The 25,288-nt window shown below is 66.4% G+C and carries 22 protein-coding genes; 10 read left to right on the plus strand and 12 right to left on the minus strand.

Annotated features, from left to right (window positions below):
• The first annotated feature begins 61 nt into the window (after positions 1-61).
• Positions 62-1,765, plus strand: a complete 1,704-nt coding sequence (locus A5753_RS11760) for a DEAD/DEAH box helicase (protein ID WP_067127532.1) — start codon at positions 62-64, stop codon at positions 1,763-1,765.
• A complete protein-coding gene (locus tag A5753_RS11765) occupies positions 1,762-2,940 on the plus strand; it encodes an acyltransferase (protein WP_067127535.1) in 1,179 nt (392 codons plus the stop codon). The genes A5753_RS11760 and A5753_RS11765 overlap by 4 nt, the downstream gene beginning before the upstream one ends.
• Here the strand turns inward: A5753_RS11765 and A5753_RS11770 are convergent.
• From A5753_RS11770 to A5753_RS11785, 4 genes are all read right to left on the minus strand, one after another.
• Positions 2,915-3,496: a TetR/AcrR family transcriptional regulator gene (locus tag A5753_RS11770; RefSeq protein ID WP_067127538.1), complete on the minus strand. Its 582-nt coding sequence runs from the start codon at positions 3,494-3,496 to the stop codon at positions 2,915-2,917. The two genes, A5753_RS11765 and A5753_RS11770, sit on opposite strands and share 26 nt — an antisense overlap.
• Positions 3,496-4,737 carry a cytochrome P450 gene (locus tag A5753_RS11775; RefSeq protein ID WP_197694668.1) on the minus strand — a complete coding sequence of 414 codons (1,242 nt, stop codon included), beginning with the start codon at positions 4,735-4,737 and terminating at the stop codon, positions 3,496-3,498. The genes A5753_RS11770 and A5753_RS11775 overlap by 1 nt, the downstream gene beginning before the upstream one ends.
• 110 nt (positions 4,738-4,847) lie before the next feature.
• Entirely contained in the window at positions 4,848-6,215 is a 1,368-nt protein-coding gene (locus A5753_RS11780) for an FAD-binding oxidoreductase (protein ID WP_067127545.1), read from the minus strand.
• Complete coding sequence (locus A5753_RS11785; RefSeq protein WP_067127548.1) at positions 6,212-7,477, minus strand: MFS transporter; 1,266 nt, start codon at positions 7,475-7,477, stop codon at positions 6,212-6,214. The genes A5753_RS11780 and A5753_RS11785 overlap by 4 nt, the downstream gene beginning before the upstream one ends.
• 59 nt (positions 7,478-7,536) lie before the next feature.
• Between A5753_RS11785 and A5753_RS11790 the strand changes: the two genes are divergently transcribed.
• The 3 genes from A5753_RS11790 to A5753_RS11800 are packed head-to-tail and all read left to right on the plus strand — an operon-like array spanning position 7,537 to position 10,566.
• Positions 7,537-8,364, plus strand: a complete 828-nt coding sequence (locus A5753_RS11790; RefSeq protein ID WP_067128007.1) for a uracil-DNA glycosylase — start codon at positions 7,537-7,539, stop codon at positions 8,362-8,364.
• A complete protein-coding gene (locus tag A5753_RS11795) occupies positions 8,361-9,491 on the plus strand; it encodes an FAD-binding protein (protein WP_067127551.1) in 1,131 nt (376 codons plus the stop codon). Before A5753_RS11790 ends, A5753_RS11795 begins: the two co-directional genes overlap by 4 nt.
• A 43-nt stretch (positions 9,492-9,534) precedes the next feature.
• Positions 9,535-10,566, plus strand: coding sequence for an LLM class flavin-dependent oxidoreductase (locus A5753_RS11800; protein WP_067127554.1), 1,032 nt, complete (start codon positions 9,535-9,537; stop codon positions 10,564-10,566).
• 33 nt (positions 10,567-10,599) lie between these two features.
• Here A5753_RS11800 and A5753_RS11805 read toward each other — a convergent pair whose 3' ends face one another.
• Entirely contained in the window at positions 10,600-11,034 is a 435-nt protein-coding gene (locus tag A5753_RS11805; RefSeq protein WP_067128009.1) for an HIT family protein, read from the minus strand.
• 84 nt (positions 11,035-11,118) lie between these two features.
• Between A5753_RS11805 and A5753_RS11810 the strand changes: the two genes are divergently transcribed.
• Positions 11,119-12,504 carry an amidase gene (locus tag A5753_RS11810; protein ID WP_067127557.1) on the plus strand — a complete coding sequence of 462 codons (1,386 nt, stop codon included), beginning with the start codon at positions 11,119-11,121 and terminating at the stop codon, positions 12,502-12,504.
• Positions 12,505-12,508: 4 nt separating this feature from the next.
• Here the strand turns inward: A5753_RS11810 and A5753_RS11815 are convergent, their stop codons facing one another.
• On the minus strand, positions 12,509-13,021 hold the full coding sequence (locus tag A5753_RS11815) for a DNA-deoxyinosine glycosylase (RefSeq protein ID WP_067127560.1): 513 nt from the start codon (positions 13,019-13,021) through the stop codon (positions 12,509-12,511).
• A 40-nt stretch (positions 13,022-13,061) separates the two neighbouring features.
• Here A5753_RS11815 and A5753_RS11820 point away from each other — a divergent pair, with 40 nt between their 5' ends.
• Together A5753_RS11820 and A5753_RS11825 are read left to right on the plus strand one after the other, a co-directional pair.
• Positions 13,062-14,183: an adenylate/guanylate cyclase domain-containing protein gene (locus tag A5753_RS11820; RefSeq protein WP_197694669.1), complete on the plus strand. Its 1,122-nt coding sequence runs from the start codon at positions 13,062-13,064 to the stop codon at positions 14,181-14,183.
• Positions 14,184-14,516: 333 nt separating this feature from the next.
• Complete coding sequence (locus A5753_RS11825) at positions 14,517-15,098, plus strand: hypothetical protein (RefSeq protein ID WP_067127563.1); 582 nt, start codon at positions 14,517-14,519, stop codon at positions 15,096-15,098.
• Positions 15,099-15,130: 32 nt separating this feature from the next.
• Here A5753_RS11825 and A5753_RS11830 read toward each other — a convergent pair whose 3' ends face one another.
• The 5 genes from A5753_RS11830 to A5753_RS11850 form a co-directional block, all read right to left on the minus strand.
• Positions 15,131-16,993 (minus strand): serine/threonine-protein kinase PknH/PknJ, encoded by a 1,863-nt coding sequence (locus tag A5753_RS11830; protein ID WP_067127566.1) that lies wholly within the window; start codon positions 16,991-16,993, stop codon positions 15,131-15,133.
• A gap of 173 nt (positions 16,994-17,166) precedes the next feature.
• Positions 17,167-18,306, minus strand: coding sequence for a BTAD domain-containing putative transcriptional regulator (locus tag A5753_RS11835; protein ID WP_067128015.1), 1,140 nt, complete (start codon positions 18,304-18,306; stop codon positions 17,167-17,169).
• Positions 18,307-18,534: 228 nt separating this feature from the next.
• Complete coding sequence (locus A5753_RS11840) at positions 18,535-18,879, minus strand: DUF732 domain-containing protein (protein WP_067127569.1); 345 nt, start codon at positions 18,877-18,879, stop codon at positions 18,535-18,537.
• Positions 18,880-19,014: 135 nt separating this feature from the next.
• Positions 19,015-20,928: an ABC transporter ATP-binding protein gene (locus A5753_RS11845; RefSeq protein WP_067127572.1), complete on the minus strand. Its 1,914-nt coding sequence runs from the start codon at positions 20,926-20,928 to the stop codon at positions 19,015-19,017.
• Entirely contained in the window at positions 20,925-22,691 is a 1,767-nt protein-coding gene (locus tag A5753_RS11850; RefSeq protein WP_067127576.1) for an ABC transporter ATP-binding protein, read from the minus strand. The genes A5753_RS11845 and A5753_RS11850 overlap by 4 nt, the downstream gene beginning before the upstream one ends.
• Positions 22,692-22,873: 182 nt before the next feature.
• On the opposite strand from A5753_RS11850, the gene A5753_RS11855 reads away from it, so the two are divergent.
• Complete coding sequence (locus A5753_RS11855; RefSeq protein WP_067128018.1) at positions 22,874-23,431, plus strand: DUF3558 domain-containing protein; 558 nt, start codon at positions 22,874-22,876, stop codon at positions 23,429-23,431.
• Between the two features lie 8 nt (positions 23,432-23,439).
• The gene (locus A5753_RS11860; protein WP_067128021.1) at positions 23,440-24,000 is read left to right on the plus strand and encodes a DUF3558 domain-containing protein; all 561 of its coding nucleotides are present in this window, start codon (positions 23,440-23,442) and stop codon (positions 23,998-24,000) included.
• Between the two features lie 7 nt (positions 24,001-24,007).
• On the opposite strand, the gene A5753_RS11865 is transcribed toward A5753_RS11860, so the two are convergent.
• Complete coding sequence (locus A5753_RS11865) at positions 24,008-24,511, minus strand: histidine phosphatase family protein (protein ID WP_156656071.1); 504 nt, start codon at positions 24,509-24,511, stop codon at positions 24,008-24,010.
• Between the last annotated feature and the right edge of the window lie 777 nt (positions 24,512-25,288).

Here is a 25,288-nt window from a genome sequence, read left to right on the forward strand (position 1 = left end):
GTGGTGACCCGCAGCGCTCAGCGTCCGCTGAGCTCGCGATCACCACTAGACTCCTTGGACGATGACCCTCTCGGACAGCTCGACTGAAGCTGCCTCAACGACGTTTGCCGACCTGCAGATCAATCCCTCGGTCTTGCGGGCGATCGCTGACGTCGGCTACGAGTCGCCCACCGGCATTCAGGCGGCGACGATCCCGGCGCTGATGGCCGGCTCCGACGTCGTCGGGTTGGCCCAGACCGGCACCGGCAAGACCGCCGCGTTCGCGATCCCGATTTTGTCCAAGATCGACGTCACCAGCACCGCCACCCAGGCCCTGGTGCTCGCCCCCACCCGGGAACTGGCCCTGCAGGTGGCCGAGGCGTTCAGCCGGTACGGGGCCCACCTGCCCAAGATCAACGTGCTGCCGATCTACGGCGGCTCCTCCTACGGCGTGCAGCTGGCCGGGCTGCGCCGGGGCGCCCACGTGGTGGTCGGCACGCCGGGCCGGGTCATCGACCATCTCGAGCGCGGGACGCTGGACCTCTCCCACGTCGACTACCTGGTGCTTGACGAGGCCGACGAGATGCTCGCCATGGGCTTCGCCGAAGAAGTCGACCGCATTTTGTCCGAGACCCCGGAATACAAACAGGTGGCGTTGTTCTCCGCGACGATGCCGGCCGCGATCCGCAAGATCACCACCAAGTATTTGCACGATCCGCTCGAGGTCAGCACCAAATCGAAAACCGCTACCGCCGAGAACATTTCGCAGCGCTACATTCAGGTTGCCGGCCCGCGCAAGATGGACGCGCTGACACGGGTCCTGGAAGTCGAGTCGTTCGAGGCGATGATCATCTTCGTCAGGACCAAACAGGCCACCGAGGAAGTCGCGGAAAAGCTCAGGGCCCGAGGGTTTTCCGCGGCCGCCATCAACGGGGACATCCCACAGGCACAGCGCGAGCGGACCGTCGCCGCCCTGAAGGACGGCAGCATCGACATCCTGGTTGCCACCGACGTGGCCGCGCGCGGGCTGGACGTGGAGCGGATATCGCACGTGCTCAACTACGACATCCCGCACGACACCGAGTCTTATGTGCACCGGATCGGGCGCACCGGCCGGGCCGGCCGTTCGGGAACCGCGCTGCTGTTCGTCTCCCCGCGCGAGCGCCACCTGCTCAAGGCGATCGAAAAGGCCACGCGGCAAACCCTCACCGAAACCGAATTGCCCACCGTCGAGGATGTCAACGCGCAGCGGGTGGCCAAATTCGCCGATTCCATCACCACCGCGCTCGGTTCGCCCGCAATCGACCTGTTCCGCAAGTTGGTCCAGGACTACGAACGCGAGCACGACACACCGATGGCCGACATCGCCGCCGCGCTGGCCGTGCAGTCCCGCGACGGCGACGAATTTTTGATGTCGCCCGAACCACCACCGGAGCAGCGCGAGCGCCGCGCAGAACGGCGTGATCGCCCCGAAAGGCCAAGGAATGCACGGCCATTGGCCACCTATCGCATCGCGGTGGGCAAGCGGCACAAGATCGGGCCGGGCGCGATCGTCGGCGCCATCGCCAACGAGGGAGGGCTGCATCGCAGCGATTTCGGCCACATCTCGATCGGGCCGGATTTCTCGCTGGTGGAACTGCCGGCCAAGCTGGGCAAGGCCACGCTAAAAAGGCTTGAGCACACCCGCATTTCGGGGGTGCTGATCAACCTGCAACCCGAGCGGTCGTCCACCAACAAGCCCCGCGGCCGAGACGGTGGGAAGCCGCGCAGGAAACACGGCGGATGACGCTGTCCGAAGAGCAAGACGCGCAGGGCGGGCTCGAGCAGACCTCTCGCGTCGACCGGATCGCCTCCCTGACGGGGATCCGCGCGGTCGCGGCGCTCCTCGTCGTCGGCACCCATGCGGCATACACCACCGGCAAATACACCCACGGGTATTGGGGTCTGGTCGGTTCCCGGATGGAGGTCGGGGTGCCGATCTTCTTCGTGCTCTCCGGCTACCTGTTGTTTCGCCCGTGGGTGAAGTCGGCGGCGGAGAGCGGCGCACCGCCGTCGCTGAGTCGCTATGCGTGGCACCGGGTTCGGCGCATCATGCCCGCCTACGTGATCACCGTGTTGTTCGCCTATGTGCTCTACCACTACCGGGATGCGGGGCCAAACCCCGGGCACAGCTGGCTGGGGCTCGCGCGCAACCTGACGCTGACGCAGATCTACTGCAATGGCTACCTCGGCAAGTATCTGCACCAAGGGTTGACCCAGATGTGGAGCCTGGCGGTGGAGGGCGCGTTCTACGTCGTGCTGCCGCTGCTGGCGTACCTGCTGTTGGTGGTGATCAGCCGACGGCAGTGGCAGCCGAAACTCGTGCTGGGCGCCCTGGCGGGGATGGCGTTGATCAGCCCGGCCTGGTTGGTGCTGGTGCATACCGATCACTGGTTTCCCGACGGCGCAAGGCTATGGCTGCCCACCTATCTGGCGTGGTTCCTCGGCGGCATGATGCTGACCGTGCTGCAGGAGATGGGCGTGCGCGCCTATGGGTTCGTGGCCGTACCGCTGGCGGTCGTCTGCTATTTCATTGTGTCCACGCCGATTGCCGGCGCGCCCACGACATCCCCGGCGTCGCTGAGCGAAGCGTTGTTCAAGACCTGCTTCTACGCCGTCATCGCCGCACTCGCGGTGGCGCCGCTCGCCCTGGGTGGCGCTCCCAGTATCCAAGGCTGGTATTCCCGAATGCTGGCCAGCCGCCCGATGGTGTGGCTGGGCGAGATCTCCTACGAGATCTTCCTGATCCACCTGATCACCATGGAATTCGCGATGGATTACATCGTGGGCGCTCGTGTTTACACGGGTTCGATGCTGTACTTGTACGTCGCGACGCTGGTTGTGACGATCCCGCTGGCGTGGCTGCTGCACCGGTTCACCCGCGTGACTGAGCCGCCTAGCCGCTCGCGGCGACCGGCGTGACGATCGGGACGACGAACTCTTCGATCATCGCTCGCTCGTCGGCTTCGTCGTGGCCCGGGTGGGTCAGCAGCGAAACGATCACTCGCACCATCCAGCGACCGCGACGTTCGATGACGGCGGGATCGTCGGGTCCCAGCGAATGAAGGAACGCCACCGCCAACGCCGCGATGACTTCGGACTGTCCGGCCAGTTCGCCACCCACCGGCGGGCGGGTGGTGGCGAACCAGGAAGCCAGCGCCGGGCTTTCGCGAACCATCCTCAGTGTGACCAGGATGCTCGCGATCAGCCGTTCGCGCGGGTCCTCGATGTCGCCGGTGCGCGCGATGATTTCGCGACCCAGCCGGTGGGTTTCGCGGTGGACGTAGGCGGTTCGCAGCGCCTCGCGGTTCTCGACATACCGGTACAACGTCGCGCGGGAACAGCCCGCCGCACGGGCGATTTCGTTCATGCCAATCGAGTCGGAATCGCGCTGGGTGTAGAGCCGCTCGGCGGCGTCGAGGATCCGGTCCGCTGCCGCCTCGGTCCGGTGCGTACCCAGCCAGTCGCTCCCGGGCATCAGGGCTTCATCCGAATCGGCACCGACAGCGGTCGCCGGACGTAGCTGCCGCCGGCCCAGATGATGCCGGATTCGTCCACCTCGAAGCTCGGGCAGCGGGTCAAAAGTTCGGTCAGCGCCACGCGGGATTGCATCCGCGCGGCGGCGGCGCCCAGGCAGTGATGTGCGCCATGGCTGAAAGTCAGGATGTTGCGGGGGCAGCGAGTCACGTCGAGTTCGCCTGCGTCCGAACCGTATTGGCGTTCATCGCGGTTGGCCGAACCGTACAGCAGCAACACTCGGCGGCCGGCCGGGATGGTGGTCTCCTCGACGGCCACGTCACGGGTGACGGTGCGCGCGAGTCCCTGCACCGGTGAGGTCATCCGCAGCAATTCCTCGACCGCATCCGGGATGCGGTCGAGGTCGTCCACCAGCAGCTGACGTTGGTCAGGTCGTTCGTGCAGCAGCGGCATCGAGCCGCCGAGCATGCCGGTGACGGTGTCGTTGCCGCCGGTGACCATCGTGAACGTGAATGCCAGGATCGACAGCGTGCCGGCGATGTCGCCGTCGGCCCCGACGCCGGCGGACACCAGGTGGGAGATGGTGTCGTCCTCGGGTTCGGTGCGCCGCCGTTCGATCAGCGCGGTGAAGTAGGCCATCATCGACCCGACCGCATCGCCGACGGTTTCCAGCGCACCGGCGACGCCGCCGTCGGCGGTGTTGGCCGCGACGATCGCCTGGGTCCAGCCGTCGAATTGGGCCCAGTCTTCCTCCGGCACACCGAGGTAGTGCGCCACCACCATCGACGGCAGCGGCTTGAACAGCTCCGCGACGATGTCGCCGCCGCCGGCCGAGCGCAACCCCTCGATGCGCTCAACGACGAACTCCCGCACCTTGGGCTCCACGGCCTCGACCTGCCGCGGCGTGAAGCCGCGCGAGACCAGCTTGCGGAATTGCGTGTGCACCGGAGGATCCTGCATCACGAACGGTGGATTATCCTGCAGCCCAATCATTTCCAGGTCGCCGTAGTTGACGGTCAACCCCTGAGCGGAGGAATAGGTTTCGTGGTCCCGAGCCGCGGCCCACACGTCGGCGTGCCGGGACAGCACGTAGTAGTCATCCTCGGGATGGTTAGCCGGCACGACGTGGTGCACGGGATCGCGGTCGCGCAACGCGCGGTACATCGGCCAGGGATTGGGCCAGGTGTCGGCGGTGGCCAGCTCGAACTTGACCGGCGCGTCGTGAGACATAACGGCAACCATGTCTCATTCGTACGACAGCGCCAGCAATATGTCAAGAACTCCCGACACCGAGCGCCCCGCCGGGGCTATCGACACCGACTCCCCGGCCAGCCGGGCGCCCGACAACGAAACTAGATAGCCGCGCCGGGGTTGAGGATGCCGTCGGGATCCAGCGCCTGTTTGATGCGCCGGTTGAGCTCCATCACGTCGGGGCCGAGATACCCGGCCAGCCACGGCCGCTTCAACCGGCCGACGCCGTGTTCCCCGGTGATGGTGCCGCCCAGTCCGACGGCCAAGTCCATGATCTCGCCGAACGCCAGGTGGGCGCGTTCGGTCATGTCGGCGTCGGCGGGGTCGTAGACGATCAGCGGGTGGGTGTTGCCGTCGCCGGCGTGCGCGATCACCGAGATCATCAGGTCGCGCTCGGCGGCGATGCGCGCGATCCCGGTGACCAGCTTGTCCAGCGCCGGAAGCGGCACCCCGACATCCTCGAGCAGTAACGATCCCTTGGCCTCGACGGCCGGGATGCAAAACCGCCGTGCGACGACGAACGCCTCGCCCTCGTCGGGGTCGTCGGTCGAAAATACTTCCGTCGCAGCGTGTTCCGCGAAAACCTTGGCCATGATTTCGGCGTCCTCGCTGCCGGCGCGGCCGCGCTCGTCGGACCCGGCCACCAGCATGGCGGCCGCTCCGCGGTCCAGATCCATGCGCAGGGTGTCCTCGACGGCGTTGATCGCCACGGAATCCATGAACTCCAGCATCGAGGGGCGAAGCCGCGCGGTGACGCCGAGCACCGCCTCGACCGCGTCCTCGACGGTCGCGAAGCTGGCCACGACGATGCTGGACGCGTTCTGCTTGGGCACCAGCCGCAGCGTCACTTCCGTGACGACGCCCAGCGTGCCCTCGCTCCCGACGAACAGTTTGGTCAACGAAAGCCCCGCGACATCCTTGAGACGCGGGCCGCCCAGCCGCACCGCGGTGCCGTCGGCCAGCACCACCTGCATGCCCAGCACGTAATCGGTCGTTACGCCGTACTTGACGCAGCACAGCCCGCCGGCGTTGGTGGCGATATTGCCGCCGATGCTGCAGATTTCGAACGACGACGGATCCGGCGGATACCACAGGCCGTGCTCGGAGGCGGCCTTCTTCACCTCAGCGTTGAACAGCCCGGGCTGGCATACCGCGGTGCGCGTGACCGGGTCGACGGCGATGTCGCGCATCTTCTCGGTGGAAAGCACGATTCCGTTGTCCAATGCGGTCGCCCCGCCGGACAGGCCGCTGCCGGCGCCGCGCGTCACGACGGGCACTCGGTGTGCGGCGGCCCAGCGCAGCACGGTCTGCACCTCTTCGGTGTGCCGCGGCCGCACGACGGCCAGCGGCTTGCCCGCCGACGGGTCGAACGCGCGGTCCTGGCGATAGCTCTCGGTCACTGTGGGGTCGGTGACGACCATCCCGTCCGGCAGGTCGGCGATCAGGCTGGCGAGGGCGTCAGAGCTCACGGCCCGATACTAAGCCCGCCCGACTGGCCCGCGTCTTCCGCGAGCTCCGGCGCACGGTCCAGTTCGTGCAGCGACGGCAGCCGGCACGCGACGAGGCCGATCAGCAAAATCGGTACCGCCAACACCAGGAATGTCACCTTCAGCCCGGCCGCGTCGGTCAGCGGACCGGCCACCAGCAGGCCCAACGGGCCCGCCGCGTAGGTCAACCCCGTCATCACCCCGACCACTCGGCCGCGCAGCCGGTGCGGTGCCCGCGTCTGCATCATGTAGTTGTAGATCGGCTGGATCGGTCCGTAGACCACGCCGGTGACCGCGCACAGCACCAGGATCACCGGCAATGGCGGCAGGAACGCGACCCCGACGGTCGCCGCCCCGAAGGTGAGGGTCGCCATCAGCACGGCCGTGCGCCGTCGCAGCCGTCTCGACAGCGCGGCATAGCCGAGCGCTCCCGCTACGCCGCCGAACCCGATCGCCATCAACGCCCACCCGAGTTGCGCGGGTTGGTGGTGGTCGGAGAAGTACTTCGGAAACAGCACGCTTTCCATCGGCAGGTACAGCGCGGTGACGGCCAGGTCGATCAAGCCCAACGTCCGGAGCACCCGGATGTGCCAGACGAACCGTAACCCTTCGGCGATGCCGGACATCCAACCGCCGGACCGGGTCTCACGCTCGGGCTTTCCGCTGCCCTCGAGCCGCAGCGAAGCGATCGTCAGGATGGACAGCCCGAACAGCCCGGCCGTCGTCCACATGGTGTTGATGCCGCCGACGGTAGCGATCATCAGGCCGCCGATGCCCGGGCCCACGATGAACCCCAGGTTGAGAATCGCCTCGTAAATGCTGTTGGTGCGGGCCAGCGACCAGCCCGCCCGGGCGGCGGCCTCGGGCAGCATCGACTCGCGGGCCGTCGTCCCGGCCGGGTCGAACGCGGCCGCGAAGAAGGCCAGGACGGCCAGCACCGCGAGGTTGAGCGCGTCCGCACCGAGCCCCCACGAGATCAGCGGCACGGCAATCACCGCCGTCCCGGACAGTGCATCGGAGATCAGCGACACCCGGCGGCGTCCGAAGAAGTCAACGGCGGTGCCGGCGACGAGAGTCGACAGCACCAGCGGCAGCGTCATCGCCAGGGCCACGGCCGAGGCGTCGCGCGCGCTGTTGTGGTGCTGCAACGCCAGCCAGGGGAACGCGACTATCGAGACGCCGCTACCCGCCGTCGCCATCAACGTGGCGAACAGGATCAGGAATGCTGGGCCGCCGCTTTTCATCGGAATATCGCCGCTGAATGTATGCCAATGCGGTATTTGCGGCGACCGATTTTTTACTCATGCAGGATGTTCATGTGCTCGCCCATCCACGTACCGGCCAGGCGTTCAGCTCTCCGGTTGGCGCCGGCACCGGATGGCCGGGCGATCCGGCAACACCGCAGACACCGGTGGCCGCCGATGCCGGCGCCGTCGCCGACCTCGCCGAGCACGCCGGCTCGATTCCCGAAATCGACGCTCTGGTCAGCGTCTGCCGGGCCTGTCCGCGGTTGATCAGCTGGCGCGAGGACGTCGCGGTCGTCAAACGCCGAGCCTTTGCCGACCAACCGTATTGGGGGCGACCGGTGCCCAGTTGGGGGTCGGCGCGCCCACGGCTGCTGATCGTCGGATTGGCGCCCGCCGCGCACGGCGCCAACCGCACCGGACGGATGTTCACCGGCGACCGCTCGGGCGACCAGTTGTACGCGGCGCTGTACCGGGCCGGGCTGGTGAACCAGCCGACCAGTGTCGACGCCGCGGATGGGTTGCAGACCAAGAAGATTCGCATCGTCGCCCCGGTGCGGTGCGCGCCTCCCGCCAACGCGCCGACGCCGGAGGAGCGAGACGCCTGCTGGCCGTGGCTGCGGGCTGAATGGCGGTTGGTGTCCGAGGATGTTCGCGTGGTCGTGGCCCTGGGCGGGTTCGGCTGGCAGATCGCGTTGCGGTTGCCGGGCACCTCGACCGGGCGCAAGCCTCGGTTCGGCCACGGCGTCGTTGCCGACCTGGCGCCAGGTGTGCGGTTGCTCGGCTGCTACCACCCGAGCCAGCAAAACATGTTCACCGGTAGGTTGACACCAGCAATGCTTGACGACGTCTTCCGCAACGCAAAGGAACTGGCAGGGATCAAGTGACGGAGGTTCTGGTATCCGGCGCCAGCGTGGCGGGTGCGGCGGCCGCTTTTTGGCTTGGGCGGCATGGTTTTTCGGTGACCGTGGTCGAGCGCCATCGGGGGCCGAGGCCGGGCGGTCAGGCGATCGACGTGCGAGGGCCGGCGCTGACGGTGCTCGAGCGCATGGGCCTGTTGGGCGCCGCCCAGAAGCGCAAGACGCAAATCCAGGGCTCCTCGGTGGTGGACCGCGACGGCAACGAGTTGTCCCGGGACACCGAATCGACACCCACCGGTGGGTCCATCGACAACCCGAACATCGAGCTGCTGCGCGACGACCTTGTCGAATTGCTTTACGGCGCAAGCCAATGGACAGCCGAATATCTTTTCGATGACACCATCACTGCCGTGGAGGACGATGGTGCGGCGGTTCGCATCACCTTCGAGCGCGCCGCGCCGCGCAGTTTCGACCTCGTCATCGGCGCCGACGGATTGCACTCCAATGTGCGGCGTCTGGTGTTCGGGCCGGAAGAGAACTTCATCGAGAGGCTGGGCACGCACGCGGCGATCTTCACCGTGCCCAACTTCTTGGACCTGGACTATTGGCAGATGTGGCACTACGGCGACTCCACCATGGCCGGCGTCTACAGCGCCCGCAACAACGCCGAGGCGCGGGCGATGGTCGGGTTCATGGATACCGACCTGCGCATCGACTACCGCGACACCGCGGCGCAATTAGCCGAGCTGGAGCGGCGGATGGCCGGTGACGGCTGGGTGCGCCCGCAGTTGCTGGAGTACATGCGGGCCGCACCGGACTTCTACTTCGACGAGATGTCGCAGATCAAGATGGATCGCTGGTCGCGGGGCAGGGTGGCGCTGATCGGCGACGCCGGATACTGCTGTTCGCCCCTGTCGGGTCAGGGGACCAGCGTTGCGCTGTTGGGCGCCTACATCCTCGCCGGTGAGCTCAAGGCGGCCACCCGAGACGAGACGGTCGACTACGAAGCCGGCTTCGCCAACTATCACCGTGAGTTCAGCGACTACGTCAAGCGCAATCAGTGGCTGGTCGTGGACAACATCCCGGGCGGCGCGCCGATACCGCAAGAGGTGTTCGACCGCATCGTCGCCTCGATAACGCTCAAGGAGTACTGAGCCGAGCGGGAACGTTTGCCGCCCCGCACGCGTTGACGCCATCGTGCGTCTTTCCGTCCTTGATCTCATTCCGGTGCGCACCGACCAGACGACCGGTGGCGCGCTGGCGGCCACCGTGCAGCTCGCGCAGGCCGCGGATCGGCTGGGTTTCACCCGCTACTGGGTGGCCGAGCACCACAACATGCCGTCGGTGGGTGCCACCAGCCCGCCGGTGGTGCTTGCCTACCTGGCCGCGCAGACCTCGCAACTGCGGCTCGGCTCGGGTGGTGTGATGCTGCCCAACCACGCACCGCTGGCGGTGGCCGAGCAGTTCGCGCTCCTGGAGGCCGCCGCCCCGGGCCGGATCGACCTGGGCATCGGCCGGGCGCCCGGCTCCGATCCGGTGACCTCGTACGCGCTGCGCGGCGGCCGGGACGATCGCGACATCGAGAACTTCCCGGAATATCTCGACGACGTGGCCGCGCTGATGAGCGCACGCGGCGTTAGGGTTCCGTTGCGCTCGGGTGATTACACGCTCAAGGCCACCCCGGCCGCCGCGGGCGAACCGCGCCTGTGGCTGCTGGGTTCGTCGATGTACTCGGCGCACCTGGCCGCCGCCAAGGGATTGCCGTATGTGTTCGCGCATCACTTCTCCGGCAACGGAACCGACGAGGCGCTCGAGGTCTACCGTTCGCGATTCAAGCCGAGCGCGCTGACGGCCCAGCCGCTGACCTTTTTGACGGTGAACGCCGCAGTGGCCGAAACCCGGGAAGAGGCAACGGCATTGATGTTGCCGAACCTGCAGATGATGGCCCGGCTTCGGACCGGGCAGCCGCTCGGGCCGGTTCCGCTGGTCGAGGAGGCCTCGGTTGCCGAGTTGACCGGACAACAACAGCGGATCGTCGAAAGCGGCTTCCAGCGTGCCGTTTTGGGGGCGCCGGCCGAGGCCGCCGACCAGATCCGAGCACTGGCCGACCGGTTCGGGGTCGACGAAGTCATGGTGAACCCGGTGGCCTCGGCCCGCCGCGGAACCGATCAAGACACCGCGCCGGGGCGGGTCGCGACGCTGGAGCTACTGGCCAAAGAGCTGTTCTAGCCCGCGTTCTATCGCGCCCGCCGAACGATGGACTCAATCAGACTGATTCGCATCGATGCGGGCCAGCGCGGTGCGCAGGATCTGGCCCGTACCCTCCCGGTCGGGGTCGCGGCGCAGCAGCAACCCCTTGGCCACCGACAGCTTGTCGCCGTTGCGTCGGGGCAAAACGTGCAGGTGAATGTGGAACACGGATTGGAAAGCGGCGTTGCCGTCGTTGACGGCGATGTTGGTCGCGTCGGCCAAGTCGGTGGTGCGGGCGGCCCGGGCGATGCGCTGGCCCAGCGTGACCATCCCGGCCAGTGTTTCCGGCGCAGTGTCGGTGAGGTCGACGCTATGGCGTTTCGGCACGACCAGCGTGTGACCTCGGGTGAACGGGCGAACATCGAGGATGGCCAGGTAGTCGTCGTCTTCGTAGATCCGGATGGCCGGGGCCTCGCCGGCGACGATCGCACAGAACACGCAGGACATGTCGCCCACGGTACTGGTTGCTGCGTTATAGCCGCGCCGAGACTTAATCGGGGCCTGCCACGAATGGGGGGATACGCTGCCGCGATGAACGATCTCGCGTTCGCAGGCGCGGCGGCACACGCACGCATGCTCGCCGACGGTGAACTGACCGCACCGGAGCTGCTCGAGGTCTACCTGGAGCGGATCGCGCGGCTGGACAGCCAGCTGCGCTGCTACAGAGTGGTGCTCGCCGATCAGGCTCGCTATGAGGCCGCGGTGGCGCAGGAGCGCCTGGATGCGGGCGAGCGGCTACCGCTGCTCGGGGTGCCGATCGCGATCAAAGACGATGTCGACGTCGCCGGCCAGGTGACGACGTTCGGCAGCGGCGGTCATCGGCCCGCCGTCACCTCCGACGCGGAGGTGGTCCGCCGGTTGCGTTGCGCGGGTGCGGTCATCATCGGCAAAACCAATGTGCCCGAGCTGATGATGCTGCCCTACACGGAGTCGACGTCCTTCGGAGCCACCCGGAATCCGTGGAATCTGACCCGCACTCCGGGCGGCAGCAGCGGAGGGAGCGCCGCCGCGGTCGCTGCCGGCTTGGCTTCGCTGGCACTGGGATCCGATGGGGGCGGGTCGATTCGCATCCCGGCAACCTGGTGTGGCCTGTTCGGTCTGAAGCCGCAACGCGATCGCGTTTCGTTGGAACCGCACGACGACGCGTGGTACGGGCTGAGCGTGAACGGCCCGATCGCGCGAACGGTGATGGACGCGGCCGTGTTCCTGGATGCGACGTCGACCGTGCCCGGACCCGAAGCCGAGTTCGTGAGCGCGGCGGGCCGCAGTCCCGGCAGGTTGCGAATTGCCTTGAGCACCAAGGTCCCAACCCCACTGCCGGTCAGGGTCGGCAAGGCGGAGCTGGCGGCGGTCGGCCAGGCCGGTGCCTTGCTTCGCGACCTCGGCCATGACGTCATCACTGCCGACCCCGAATATCCGATTTCGACGATGCTCACCAACTACCTGCCCCGCTATCTGCGCGGAATCTGTGACGATGCGGACGCGCTCGCCCACCCGGAGCGGCTGGAACCGCGCACCCGCACCATGGCCCGCTTGGGGTCGTTCTTCTCAGACCGGCGAATGGAGGCCATCCGGGCGAACGAGGATGCGGTGGTCTCGCGGATTCAGGCGATCTTCGACGATGTCGACGTCGTCATCACACCCGGGACCGCGACAGGCCCGTCCCGTATCGGCGCCTATCAACGCCGCGGCGCCGTGTCGACGCTGCTGAGGGTGGGACAGTACGTTCCCTATCAACAGGTTTGGAACCTGACCGGACAGCCCGCAGCGGTGGTGCCGTGGGACTTCGACGGGGACGGCATGCCGATGTCGGTTCAACTCGTCGGCAGGCCATATGACGAAGCGACCCTATTGTCGCTGTCGGCGCAGATCGAAGCGGCTCGCCCGTGGGCCCTTCACCGGCCGCCGGTGTCATAGGCGTCTACGCTTCGCCTGCCTGCGCCGCGCTCGCGATCACCCGCCAGGCCGCCAGCTTGGCACCCGGCCGCATCGCGTTGGCCGGGCTGGTCGACGGCAGGCGCTGATACCCGATGCGATCGGGCGCCGTCGCCAGCCGAGCGAACAGGTCGGCGGCCTTGGCTCCGTTGAAGTACACCGTCGTGACGGTGGGGTACTGCGCGAACAACTCGCCAAAATCGTTGACTGCCAGACTTTTCAGGTCAATCGCCGAGTCGGCGCTGCCGACCCGGCGGCACGCGTGAAGCACATCCCAAAGAGCGACACCATGGGACTGCAGGGCAGCCAGCCGTGCGTCGTAGCGTGCGGTCGCCTCGAAACCGTACAGCTCACCGGTTATCGACCAGAACGCGTTGCGCGGATTGGCGTAGTACTGGCACACCTCCAGCGATTGGGCACTGGGAAACGAACCCAGGATCAGCGTCTCAGCGCGCTCATCGACGACCGGCGGGAATCCTCGCAGCAGTGGTGTGCTCATCACCTCACATCATTGCTCGCCCGCGTTGTACGTTGGCGACGTGCAGGACGGGGCCGACGACACCATCGACGATCTGCTCGAGGGGCTCGAGGGAAGTGCACGCACCGAACGGGCCGAACTCGTGAAATGGCTGTTCGAGCAGGGCGTGACCGCCGAGGAGATCCGCACGACGAATCCGCCCCTGCTGCTGGCCACGCGCCACCTCATCGGCGACGACGGCACCTACGTGTCTGCCCGCGAGATCAGCGAGTCCCATGGCATCGACCTCGGGCTGTTGCAACGCGTGCAACGCGCAATCGGCCTGGCCCGCGTGGACGACCCAGACGCGGCGGTGCACATGCGCGCCGACGGTGAGGCCGCCGCCTTCACCCAGCGGTTCGTGCAGCTGGGACTGGATCCCGAACAGCTGGTTCTCGTGGTCCGGGTGCTGGCCGAGGGCCTGTCGCGGACGGCCGAAGTCATGCGGTACACGGCGCTTTCGGCGATCATGCGTCCCGGGGCCAGCGAGCTCGAAATCGCAAAGGCGTCAAAGGCTTTGGTGACCGAGATCGCGCCCATGCTGGGCCCGATGGTCGAGCACATGTTGTTCATGCAGCTGCGGCACATGATGGAGACCGAGGCGGTCAACGCCGCGGAGCGCGCGGCCGGTAAGCCGCTGCCGGGGGCGCGCCAGATCACCGTCGCCTTCGCGGACCTCGTCGGCTTCACCCGGATCGGCGAGGCGGTGACGCCCGAAGAGCTTGGCCACCTTGCCAACCGGCTGGCCATCCTCGCCCGGGACATGACCGTCCCACCGGTGCGATTCATCAAGACCATCGGTGATGCGGTGATGTTCGTCTGCCCCGATCCGCTGCCGTTGCTCGACGTCATCCTCAAACTCGTCGAAGCCGTCGACACAGACAACGACTTTCCCCGATTGCGAGCGGGATTGGCCTCCGGCATGGCGGTGAGCCGGGCCGGCGATTGGTTCGGCAGCCCGGTCAACGTGGCAAGCCGCGTCACCAACGTGGCTCGGCCGGGCACCGTCGTGGTCGCGGATTCGGTTTGGGACGACATCGGCGACAGCGGTGAGTTCTCCGCGTCGTACGCCGGCGCCCGCCACCTCAAGGGCATCAAGAACGAGGTAAAACTCTTTCGCATCCGGCGGGGCGGTGGTGACTGACTAGCACGCTGACCGGCGAGCGAAGGGTTGTTGGCACATGGGCAGGCCCGGCGCGACTCCAGGGGGCGTCTGACTCCGTCTTACGCGTGTCCTACGCGGCCGGATTCCTACCCCGTACTCCGGCGCTTCGAATTGGTCGCTTCCGGGCCTGCTTCGCTACCCAAACTACGCCGTCGAACAGCCCAGATCAACGGGTTTCCGCGGCCGGCTTGTGCCCTCGGAAACGCCCAACACCGGAGCCGGACCGCGGGAGGAGGCTCTTCCTCTCGTCCGTTGTTTCGCCGCCGGAGAAACACCTTTCCCTGGCTCGTGCAACAGTGTAATCATGTAATCATGAAGGCTCATCACACTCAGAGGCGCTACGGACGTCCCGGAGGCTGGCAGCAAGCCCAGCAACCCGATGCCACCGACGCGGCAGAATGGTTCGCCGGACGTCTGCCGGATAGTTGGTTCGACGGCGACCCCACGGTGATCGTGGACCGCGAAGAAATAACCGTCATCGGCAAGCTCCCGGATTCGGCGAGCACCGAAAGCGAAGCGAGCGAGGCCCGCGCGGCCGGGCGAGCTTCACGATTCCGCGAGGACACCCGGTCGGAGCGAATGCGTATCGCCGACGAAGCGCAGGATCGCTATGGACGCAAGGTTTCCTGGGGCGTGGAGGTCGGCTCCAAGACAGGCCCCGAGCGAATCCTGTTCACTCACATCGCGGTACCGGTCATGACGCGGCTGAAGCAATCCGAGCGCCAGGTGCTGGATACGTTGGTCGACGCCGGCGTGGCCCGCTCCCGCGCCGACGCCCTCGCGTGGTCGGTGAAGCTGGTTGGTGAACACGCCGACGAGTGGCTGGCCCGATTGCGCGACGCGATGTCGGCGGTCGACGACCTACGCGCCCAGGGGCCCGACCTTCAGTCGTGACCAAGCCGCCAGCGCTTTGACCGTGCGGTCGGTCAGCCTTCCGGCTTCTCGCCGTCGATCTTGGTGACGATCTTGTCGGCGATCTGGCCGCCCTGATCGCTGATGTGGTAGCCGCACGCGTTGATGTCGACGACCACGTTGTTGGCCACGCTGAGCGCGCGCTGGCACTCCCAACCGTCCGCTGCCTCTTGGGTGTCCATCAGCGTGACCTTCGGTGGGGCGCCCTGAACCTGGGCGAACGTCCACCGATAGGTCTTGCTCTTGTTCGTGACGGTCACCGTCTTGCCGGCGCAACCCTTCCACTTCTCCGCGGAGTTCTCCACGAAACTCTTGGCCTTGTCGGCGGACGGAAACAACACCACGGCCTGGTTGACCCAGTGATCGTAGTTATCGCCCGCCTCCGAAGACACCAGTCCGCTCACTGCCGAGTAGCCGGTGCCCGCATATACCGGATCCTGGGTGGTGTAGAGGGCGCTCTGGCAATCGGGCACGGACACCGTCACCGAGGAGGTGTCCGTCGACGTGATCGGCTTGCCCGGTTGCATCGATGACGAGCCCATCACGGTATTGATATCCGCCGGGCTCAGCAGCAGCGCGCTGAGGCGGTCGGGTCCCAAGGGCGCGGCCTGCGGTGGTGCTGGTTTGGGTCGAACGGCCAGCCAGATACCGACCCCGCTCGCGATGACCACGAGCACCACGGCGACGGCCGCAATGATGGGCCAGACGTTGCGGTGCGGCTTGGGCGCGGGCTGACCCCATGGCGTCGAGTTGGTGAACTGTGGCGGGCCGCCCCAATTGGCATTGCCGCCTTGGTAATAGGGCGGCGCGGGTTGTCCGGCCGCCGGGATCGGGCCGCTGGTCGGGGTCCACGCGTGCGCGCTCTGTGACGGTATTGGACCGGAACTGGGCGCCGACGGCGGGTCGAATGGTGATGGTGGCGGCGTGTTGAACGTGGGCTGGTACGCCGGTGTGGCGTGGGCCTGCGCGTTGGGATATTCCGCGGTGGGCAGTGCGGCTTCCTGGCTGCGGCGCAGGATGGTGGCGGCGCGGTCTTGGTCGGGGTTGCTGAGCGCTTCCTTGGCGGCCAGGGCCAGGTCACCCGCGCTGGCGTAGCGGTCCTCGGGCTTTTTGGCCATGCCGCGCGCGATCACCGCATCGAAGGCTTTGGGGACGCCCGGGCGCAGCTCGCTGGGCGCAGGGATGGGGTCCATCATGTGGGCGGAGACCAGGACGCCGGCGCTGTCGGCCCGATAGGGCGGCGACCCGGTCAAGCACTCGAACAGGACGCAGGCCAGCGCGTAGATGTCGGCACGGTAGGTGACCTCTGCATCGGAAAACCGTTCTGGCGCCATGTATTTCCAGGTGCCGACCGCGGTGCCGAGCTGCGTGAGCTTGTCGTCGGTGGTTGCGCTGGCGATGCCGAAGTCGACCAGGTAGGCGAAGTCGCCACGGGTGACCAGAATGTTCTGCGGTTTGATGTCGCGGTGCATCACTCCGGCGGCGTGGGCGGCGTCGAGCGCGGACGCGATCTGGGTGATGATGGCGACCGCGCGGGGAGGGGTCAGCGGGCCGAAGCGTTTGAGCACGCTGTCCAAGTCGGTGCCCTCGACCATGCGCATCTCGAGGAACATCTGGCCATCGATTTCGCCGTAGTCGTGCACCGGCACGACGTGCGGTTCCTGCAAACGACCGGCGGTGCGGGCTTCGCGTTTCAATCGTTCGCGAAACACCGGGTCTCTGCTGAAACTTTCGGAGAGGAGTTTGACCGCGACCGTCCACTCCTTAACGGTGTGTTCGGCCTCGTAGACCTCACCCATCCCCCCGCGGCCCAGTAGCCGCTTCAGGTGGTAGGGGCCGAACATCGACCCCGCCCGTGAGGACTGCTCGTCACTCATTCCTCATCCTTCCAACCCAACCCCTGGCCTGCCGGTCTCATCCAAGACTTGCGGACAGACACATGATCGCAACCCGTGACTGAGCAATCATGACGGTAAGCGCGTAGGCGTCCCACCGCACGATAACGGGAACAATTGCCGCGCGTGTCAGCGCGGGTCGGCTTGCCGAGGTCTCATCCCTCGTTGCCGTCGTCAGCGGCGATTTGGAAGGTGAATACGCGGTCGCAGATCCGGACGCGGTCGCCGTCTCGCAAGGTCGCGGCCGAGCGTATTCGTTGGTCCTGCACGTGCACGCCGTTCGAGGACCGCAGGTCGTCGATGATGTAGCCGGTTCCGGTGTCAACGATGACGGCGTGGCGGCGGCTCACCTTGGGGGAATCTAGGACGATGTCGTTGTCGCCAAGCCGCCCAATCGTTGTCGATTCTCGCAGCGGATACCGGCGCCCGGACGCGTCGTGCAGGTAGGCGACCGCCTTGTTGTCTGACGTGTACTGCTCGAGGACGGTGATCGCGACCGCCGCGGTCGTCATGGCGTTCTTCTCGGCGTCCAGCGGTTCTTGGCGCAGGATCCGGTCATTGAGGGCACGCAAGTTCTGGCCCGGGTCGATTCCGAGGTCGTCGGCAAGCGATTTTTGCACGCGGCGGTAGGCCGCCAGCGCGTCCGATTGGCGATCGGTGAGGTAGTAGGCGGTCATCAACTGAGCCCACAGCTGCTCGCGGTAAGGATGTTCGACAGTCAGGGCTTCCAATTCGGTGATCACCATGAACGCACGTCCGCAGGCGATTTCGGCCTCGGCCAGCGCCGTGTGGGCCAGGATCTTCTCCTCGACGAGGGACGTGGTGAATGCGTTGACGAACTGGAAATCTTCCAGGTCGCCGAGCACCGGCCCGCGCCATTCGGCCAAGGCGGCCGACAGGTGCCGGGCGGCCAGCTCGAAGCTGCCCGCGGCCGCCGCATGCACACCGGCGGTCTTCTCGGCGGTGAAGCGGCCGAGATCGCAGGCGTCATCGGGGATGTTGAGCCGATAACCCGGCGGCGCCGCGATCAATACGGTGCGCGAGTCGACACCCGCACCGGTCAGCAGTTTGCGCAAATTGGACACGTAAGAGTGAATGCTCGCCCGCGCCCCCGACGGCGGCGACTCGTCCCACAGTGCGCAGATGAGCCGGTCGACGCCGACCGGCCTGTTGCGGTTCATCAGCAGCATGGCCAGCACCGCTCGCTGTTTGGGCGTGCCCAACGGCACCAGAGCACCGTCAACGCTCATCTCCAACGGTCCAAGCAAACCGAATTCGAGACGTTGGTCCGCCATCGCGCCTACCAGCCTGTCCGCGTCCGCGGCGTCGGATGCCATGAGGTCACATTTGTGATTGTGACGCCAAGCGCGCGGATTCGTTGACGATCCCGACAAACCGTCGGGCTCTGACGGCAGGTCGTCGAATTGATCGGCCCGCCGGGGCACCGGGTTGGGATAGCTGATGACTGAAATGTGTTCTGACGCAGCGTGAGGCGCGGGTTTGCTCTAGTGCCCGTTGATCGCCTAGGCGGGCTGTCCGGAGAATTGCGGGCAGTAGGCGTTGGTCGCCGCGGTGACCACGTTTGCCGCCTGCGGCGGAGTCAGGTTGGTGTGACGAAAGATTTGGACGGTGACGGCGATCCGGCTCTGGCCGGCGGCCAGGTCGGTGCACACCTGGTGGCCCGCTCGCACGGCATCTTGCGTCGACGGGAAAGTGACGCCGAGGCTCTGCATCTGAGTGAGGAACGCCTCGTCGCCGGTCTGCACCGAACTCGCTGCGGCGGTGTCTGCCGTGCTCACGGCGGAAAGCCCGATGGCGACGGCGCCGAGGGCGGTAGTGGCAATCGTCGTGATGCGGCCTCTGGACATTGCTGCCATCCCTTCAGGTGATCTGTCTTGAAAAGACAACGCAAGCGTCTCACCTATTCCTGCAAGCATTCTCGGGCTCTTGGCAATGGCGCGGCCGTCCTCGGGGTCCGCGCGGCACGGTGCGATGCGCCGGCGCTAGGCCTGGGTCATCGCGTAGTACGCGCCGCGCCGGGCCAGCAACTCGGCATGATCGCCCTGTTCGACAATCCGGCCGGCCTCGACCACCAAGATTCGGTCGGCATCGCGGATCGTTGAAAGCCGGTGCGCGATGAGGAAACTCGTGCGATCGCGACGCAGTTCACACATCGCGTGCTGAATAAGCGCTTCGGTGCGGGTATCGACCGAACTGGTTGCCTCGTCGAGGATCAACAATTGTGGGCGGGCGAGAAATGCGCGTGCGATGGTGATCAGTTGCTTTTCTCCGGCGCTGATGTTGCCTCCATCGCCGCTGATTCGGGTCTGATAGCCGGCCGGTAACGTCCGCACAAAACGGTCGACGTAGGCGGCCTTGGCGGCGTCGAGAACCTCGTCTTCGCCGGCGTCGGGACGTCCGTAGGCGATGTTCTCCGCGATCGTCCCTTCGTAAAGCCAGGTGTCTTGCAGCACCATGCCGATTCGCGACCGCAGCGTCTGGCGCTCCATCGTGGTGATGTCGACACCGTCGAGCAGGATCTGGCCCGCGTCGACGTCATAGAACCGCATCAGCAGGTTCACCAGTGTGGTCTTGCCCGCTCCGGTGGGCCCGACGATGGCGACCGTGCTGCCGGGTTCGGCGACCATGGACAGGTCCTCGATCACCGGCGTGCCCGGGCGGTAGGCGAAGCTCACGTGCGCGAATTCGACGCGTCCACCCCGCTGCGGCGCGGTGCCGCCCGGGCTGGGTTGGGCGGCAGATGCGGCATCCGGCGATTCCTCGGGTTCGTCGAGCAGCGTGAAGACGCGTTCGGCGCTGGCCGCCCCGGATTGCAGGGTGTTGTACATCCCGGCCAGCTGGCTCAGCGGTGAATTGAATTGCCGCACATATTGAATGAACGCCTGGATGTTGCCCAGGGTGATCTGGCCGGTGGCCACCTGCAGGCCGCCCCCCACGGCGACGGCGACGTAGCCGAGGTTGCCGATGAACGTTGTCGCCGGTGCCACCAACCCGGAGAAGAATTGAGCGCCGAAGCTCGCGTTGTAGACGTCCTCGTTGAGGGCGCGGAATTGCTCGCGCGCCGCCGCCTGGTGGCCGAACGTCCTGACCACGGTGAAACCGCTGTAGGTCTCCTCGATGTGGGCGTTGAGGCGGCCGATGCTGGTCCACTGGGTGACGAACAGCCGCTGGGAACGTCGCGCGATCGCCCGCGTCGCCAACAGCGACAACGGCACCGTCAGCACCGTGATCACCACCAGCAGCGGCGAGATGGACAGCATCATCGCCAGTACCGCCACCACCGTCAGAACAGATGTCAGCAGCTGGCTGATCGTCATCGACAGCGACGATTGGATGTTGTCGATGTCGTTGGTGACGCGGCTCAGCAGCTCACCGCGCTGGCGGCCGTCGAAGTAGGACAACGGCAACCGATGGATCTTGTCCTCGACATCGGAACGCAGCGCCACCATGGTGCGCTGCACGGTGACGTTGAGTAGCCGCGCCTGCGCCCAAATCAGCACCGCGGAAACGAGGTAGAGGCCCAGCGCCAGCGTCAGGGTTCGGGCAACCGCCCCGAAGTCCACGCCTTGGCCCGGTACCACGTTCATTCCGAAAAGCAAGTCGGCGAAAGTGTTGGCGCCCCGGCTGCGTGCGGCGGCGACGGCCTGCGCCTTGGTGATTCCGGCGGGGAGCTGGCGTCCGATGACGCCGTTGAATAGCAAATCGGTGGCATGCCCCAGGATCCGCGGCACGACCACCCCGATGGCCGTGCCGGTGATTCCCAGGATGATCACCGCGACGCACAGCCGTCGTTGCGGCGCAAGCTGTTTGACCAGGCGGGTGGACCAGCTCCAGAAGTCATGCGAGCGGGTGGCGGGCGCGGGCCGGCGGCTCGCTTGGGCGGTCGCTCGGGTCACGGCGGGCCCCCGAGTTGACCCGACCGCACGGCGCCGACCGACTGCGAGTCGGCGAATTCGGCGTAGGTCGTGCAGTCGGCCAGCAGTGACTCGTGCGTACCCGCGCCCACCAGGTTCCCGTTGTCGATCACGATCACCTGGTCGGCTTTGGCCGCGATCGAGATACGTTGTGTGACAACGATGATGGTGGCATCGCCGGCGGCCGCCTGCAGGGAGGCGCGGACCCGGGCATCGGTGCGCGCGTCGAGCGCGGCGAATGAGTCGTCGAATAAATAGATCGCCGGGCGGCGGATTACCGCCCGGGCGATGGCGAGTCGTTGCCGCTGCCCGCCGGAGAAGTTGATCCCGCCCTGGGCCACGCGCATGTGCAGCCCGTCATCGTGGGCTCGCACGAAATCGTCTGCGGCGGCTAGCCGTAACGCCTCCCACATCTGTTCGTCGGTGACTTGCTGGTGTGGGGCGGCGCCATAACGCAGGTTGTCGGCGATCGTCCCGGAAAACAGGTAGCCGCGCTGGGGAACCAGTCCGATCGCCGACCACAGCCGCTCGGTCTGGTAATCGCGGACGTCGATGCCGTCGACCGTGACGGCACCGCCGGTCACGTCGTAGAGCCGGCAGATCAGCGAGACCAGCGTCGACTTGCCCGAGCCGGTGCTGCCGACGATCGCGGTAGTGGTTCCCGGCAGCGCGGTCAGGGAAATACCTTGCAGCAGTGGCCGATCGGCGCCCGGATAGGTGAACGTCGCCTCGTCCAAACGCACCGTTCCGGTGATCGCGCCGCGTGGGGATCGCGGATTCGAAGGGTCGGTGACGGCGGGGTGGGTGGCAAGCACCTCGGTGATCCGCTCGGCGCAGACGGAGGCCCGCGGCAACACCACCAGCGTCATCGTCGCCATCAACACCGCCATCAGGATCTGGGTGAAGTAAGCCAGGAACGCGGTCAACGAGCCGACCTGCATCTGGCCGCGGTCGATGCGCAACCCGCCGAACCAGATCAGCGCGACGCTGGACACGTTGATGGTCAGTGTGGTGACGGGCAGCATCAACGCCTGCCAGTTGCCCGCGGTCAGTGCGGTCTTCGACAGCGCTGTGTTGGCGCGAGCGAAGCGGTCCCGCTCGAAATCCTCCCGGGCGAACGCCCGGACGACCCGGACGCCGGCCAACTGGTCACGCATCACTCTGTTGATGCCGTCGATCAGGCCCTGCATGCGGCGTAACAGGGGCAGCATGTGCGACATCACCCAGTAGTTGGCCACCGCCATGATCGGCACGCTGACCAACAGCAGCCACGTCAGCGCGGCCTCCTGGCGGATGGCCATGTAGATCCCGCCGAGGCACATGATCGGGGCGGTCACCAGCACCGTGCCCGTGATCTGGACCAGGTATTGGATCTGCCGCACGTCGTTGGTGCTGCGCGTCAGTAGCGTCGGCGCTCCGAATCGGGCGGTCTCGCGCTCGGAAAAGCTGGTGACGTGTTCGAACATCGCCGCGCGCAGGTCGCGTCCGAAGCCCATCCCGGTGCGGGAGCCGAAATACACCGCCCCGACCGAGCACAACACTTGCAATGCGGTGATCCCGAGCATCGCCATGCCGAGCCGGACGATTGTGGTGGTGTCGCCCTTGGCAACGCCCTCGTCGATGATTGCGGCGTTCACGGTCGGCAGATACAGCGACGCGAGGTTGCTGATCAGCTGCAGCGCCATCAGCACCGCCACCAGCCGTCGGTACGGCCGGATGTACTGGCGCAGCAGTGCCAGGAGCATTGGGTAACTGTCGCATACCGCCCGCCCGGCCGTCCCCGTCAACCGCCGGACGGTCAAAGTCCGCGCCGCACTTGTTGGCGGCTTCGAATTGCCTGCTCAGGCGCGTCGGTGGTTGACCCGCTGGGCTGCCGCTACAGTGCATCGTGTGGACCAGCAGCGGGCGGAACGGAAGCAGGGCAGCGGTGCGGCGTGACACGAGGGCGCTGGCCCTTGTGGCGTCAGCATTGACGATCCTGATCCCCGCGGCCGCGGGTTGCTCGGATTCCGGCGACAACAAACCGGGGGCGTCGGCGTCGTCGACGCCGCAGAACGGCCAGGGCAGCCATGGTGCGATGTTCCCGCAATGCGGCGGGATCAGCGACCAGACCGTAGCGGAGCTCACCAAGGTCACTGGACTGATCAACACCGCCCGCAACTCCGTCGGATGCCAGTGGCTCGCGGGCGGCGGCATCCTCGGGCCGCACTTCTCCTTCTCTTGGTATCGCGGTAGCCCCATCGGACGCGAACGCAAAACCGAGGAACTCTCGCGTGCCAGCGTCGATGACATCAACATCAACGGCCACGGCGGTTTCATCGCCGTCGGCAACGAACCCAACCTGGGCGACTCGCTGTGCGAGGTGGGCATTCAGTTCCAGGACGACTTTATTGAATGGTCAATCAGCTTCAGTCAGAAGCCGTTCCCGCCGCCGTGTGACATAGCGAAAGAACTGGCTCGTCAATCGATTGCGAACTCGAAATGATGGCCGCGATGCGTGCCGAATCGCGCAGCAGGCGGACTGCCCGCATTGCCGCGGCCGTAGTGGTCGCCGCGCTGCTGGTGTTGACTGGCTGTTCCCGCTCGATCGGGGGCAACGCGGTCAAGGCGGGTGGCAATGTGCCCCGCAACAACAACTCCCAGCAGCAGTATCCGAACCTGCTCAAGGAATGCGAGGTCTTGACCAGTGACATCCTGGCCAAGACCGTGGGCGCCGACCCGCTCGACATTCAGAGCACGTTCGTTGGTGCGATCTGCCGCTGGCAGGCGGCCAACCCGGCCGGCCTGATCGACATCACCCGGTTCTGGTTCGAGCAGGGCAGCCTGTCCAACGAGCGCAAGGTCGCGGAATTCTTGAAATACAAGATCGAGACGCGTTCGATCGCCGGCATCGACTCGATCGTGATGCGGCCCGACGACGCGAACGGTGCGTGCGGCGTGGCCAGCGACGCGGCCGGGGTGGTCGGATGGTGGATCAACCCCCAGGCTCCGGGCATCGACGCGTGCGGACAGGCCATCAAGCTGATGGAGCTGACGCTGGCCACCAACTCCTGATCGAGGCTCATCGCGGCACCTCGAAGTCGATCAGCGTCGCCACGCCGAGTTCCACGTCTTTCCAGGCGCCCGGCACGGTAAGCACCGCGATCGCAGACGTCGGAAATTTGGCCGAAATCCGTTTCGCGGCGCCGACATTCGTGTCTCCGGCGTCGCGCAACCCCAGCGCCAGGGTTGACATCGTCGGCTCGTGTCCGATGACAAGCAGCGTGCTGACGTCGTCGTCCACCGTGTTGATCTCGTCGATCAGCGTGCCGGGAGTGCTCGCATAGAGGCGCTCGCTGTAGCGCACCGGCGCATCGATGCGGGTGTTCAGCAGGGTCTCGCGGGTGCGTGTCGCCGTGGAGCACAGCACGTGGTCAATGGTGGGTGCGTGGGCACGCAGCCAGTCGCCCGCCAGCCCGGCCTGCCGGATGCCGCGCGGCGCCAACGGCCGATCATGGTCGGCGACGCCGGGCGGGTAATCGGACTTCGCGTGCCGCATCAACAGCAAGGTGCGCTGGTCAATCACGAGCAATCAGATTAATCAGTGCGGCCGCGAGTTGTCGCCATCACCAATGGGGACGAATCCTAAATCCTCTGCGAATTTGTCCCGGGCGTTGTAGAACTTGGAATAGCAGTCCCCGCTCGAGGCACGCGCTGCCATTGCCGAAGCCAGAAGGCGTTTACAGTGAAAGAGTCGTTGCGCACGGGAATTAGATTACTTGCGGCACTGGGGGTCGCCTTGTGGGCAATCCTCGATTCGCCGGTGGCCTGGGCCGGGCCGGGCGGCAACCTTCCGGGCCCCGGCGTGTGCGACTATCCCGGTGTTGGCGGAAGCACTTTCGAGGCGGGGGCCACGACGTACTACTGTGATTTTCCCGTCGAAGAGAACAGCACGCACTGGCACTGCGAATATGGCGGATGGAATATGGGTGGCCCAGGTGGCAATGCCCCCATCGGGGGAAGTTTCATGGGCTTCGGGTTGACTATTCCTGCAGGCGATTTCGGGGGTGCTTCCGGTAGCTGTTCATGGCGCTGGCCGGATAACACTATCGGCCCCGCACCGAATCCGCCGGGGGCGTGGAAGAACTACTTGGTGCCCAAGCCGCCACCGCCCGAACATCGGGCACCCCCGACTCCACCGGCTGAGCCAGAGTCCGGACCACCACCGGTAATGAACCCGATTCCCAGCGATGAGCCACAGACGCCGGCCTACACCAACCCGGCGTTTCCGAATCCCGGCCGGCCTCAGAACCCGCCAAGTTAGCTTGTCGCAGCCACAACGGCCTCAAGCTCGTTGGGTTTC

Source organism: Mycobacterium sp. 852002-51971_SCH5477799-a (genome assembly GCF_001667145.1).
In the GTDB taxonomy this organism is placed as follows: domain Bacteria; phylum Actinomycetota; class Actinomycetes; order Mycobacteriales; family Mycobacteriaceae; genus Mycobacterium.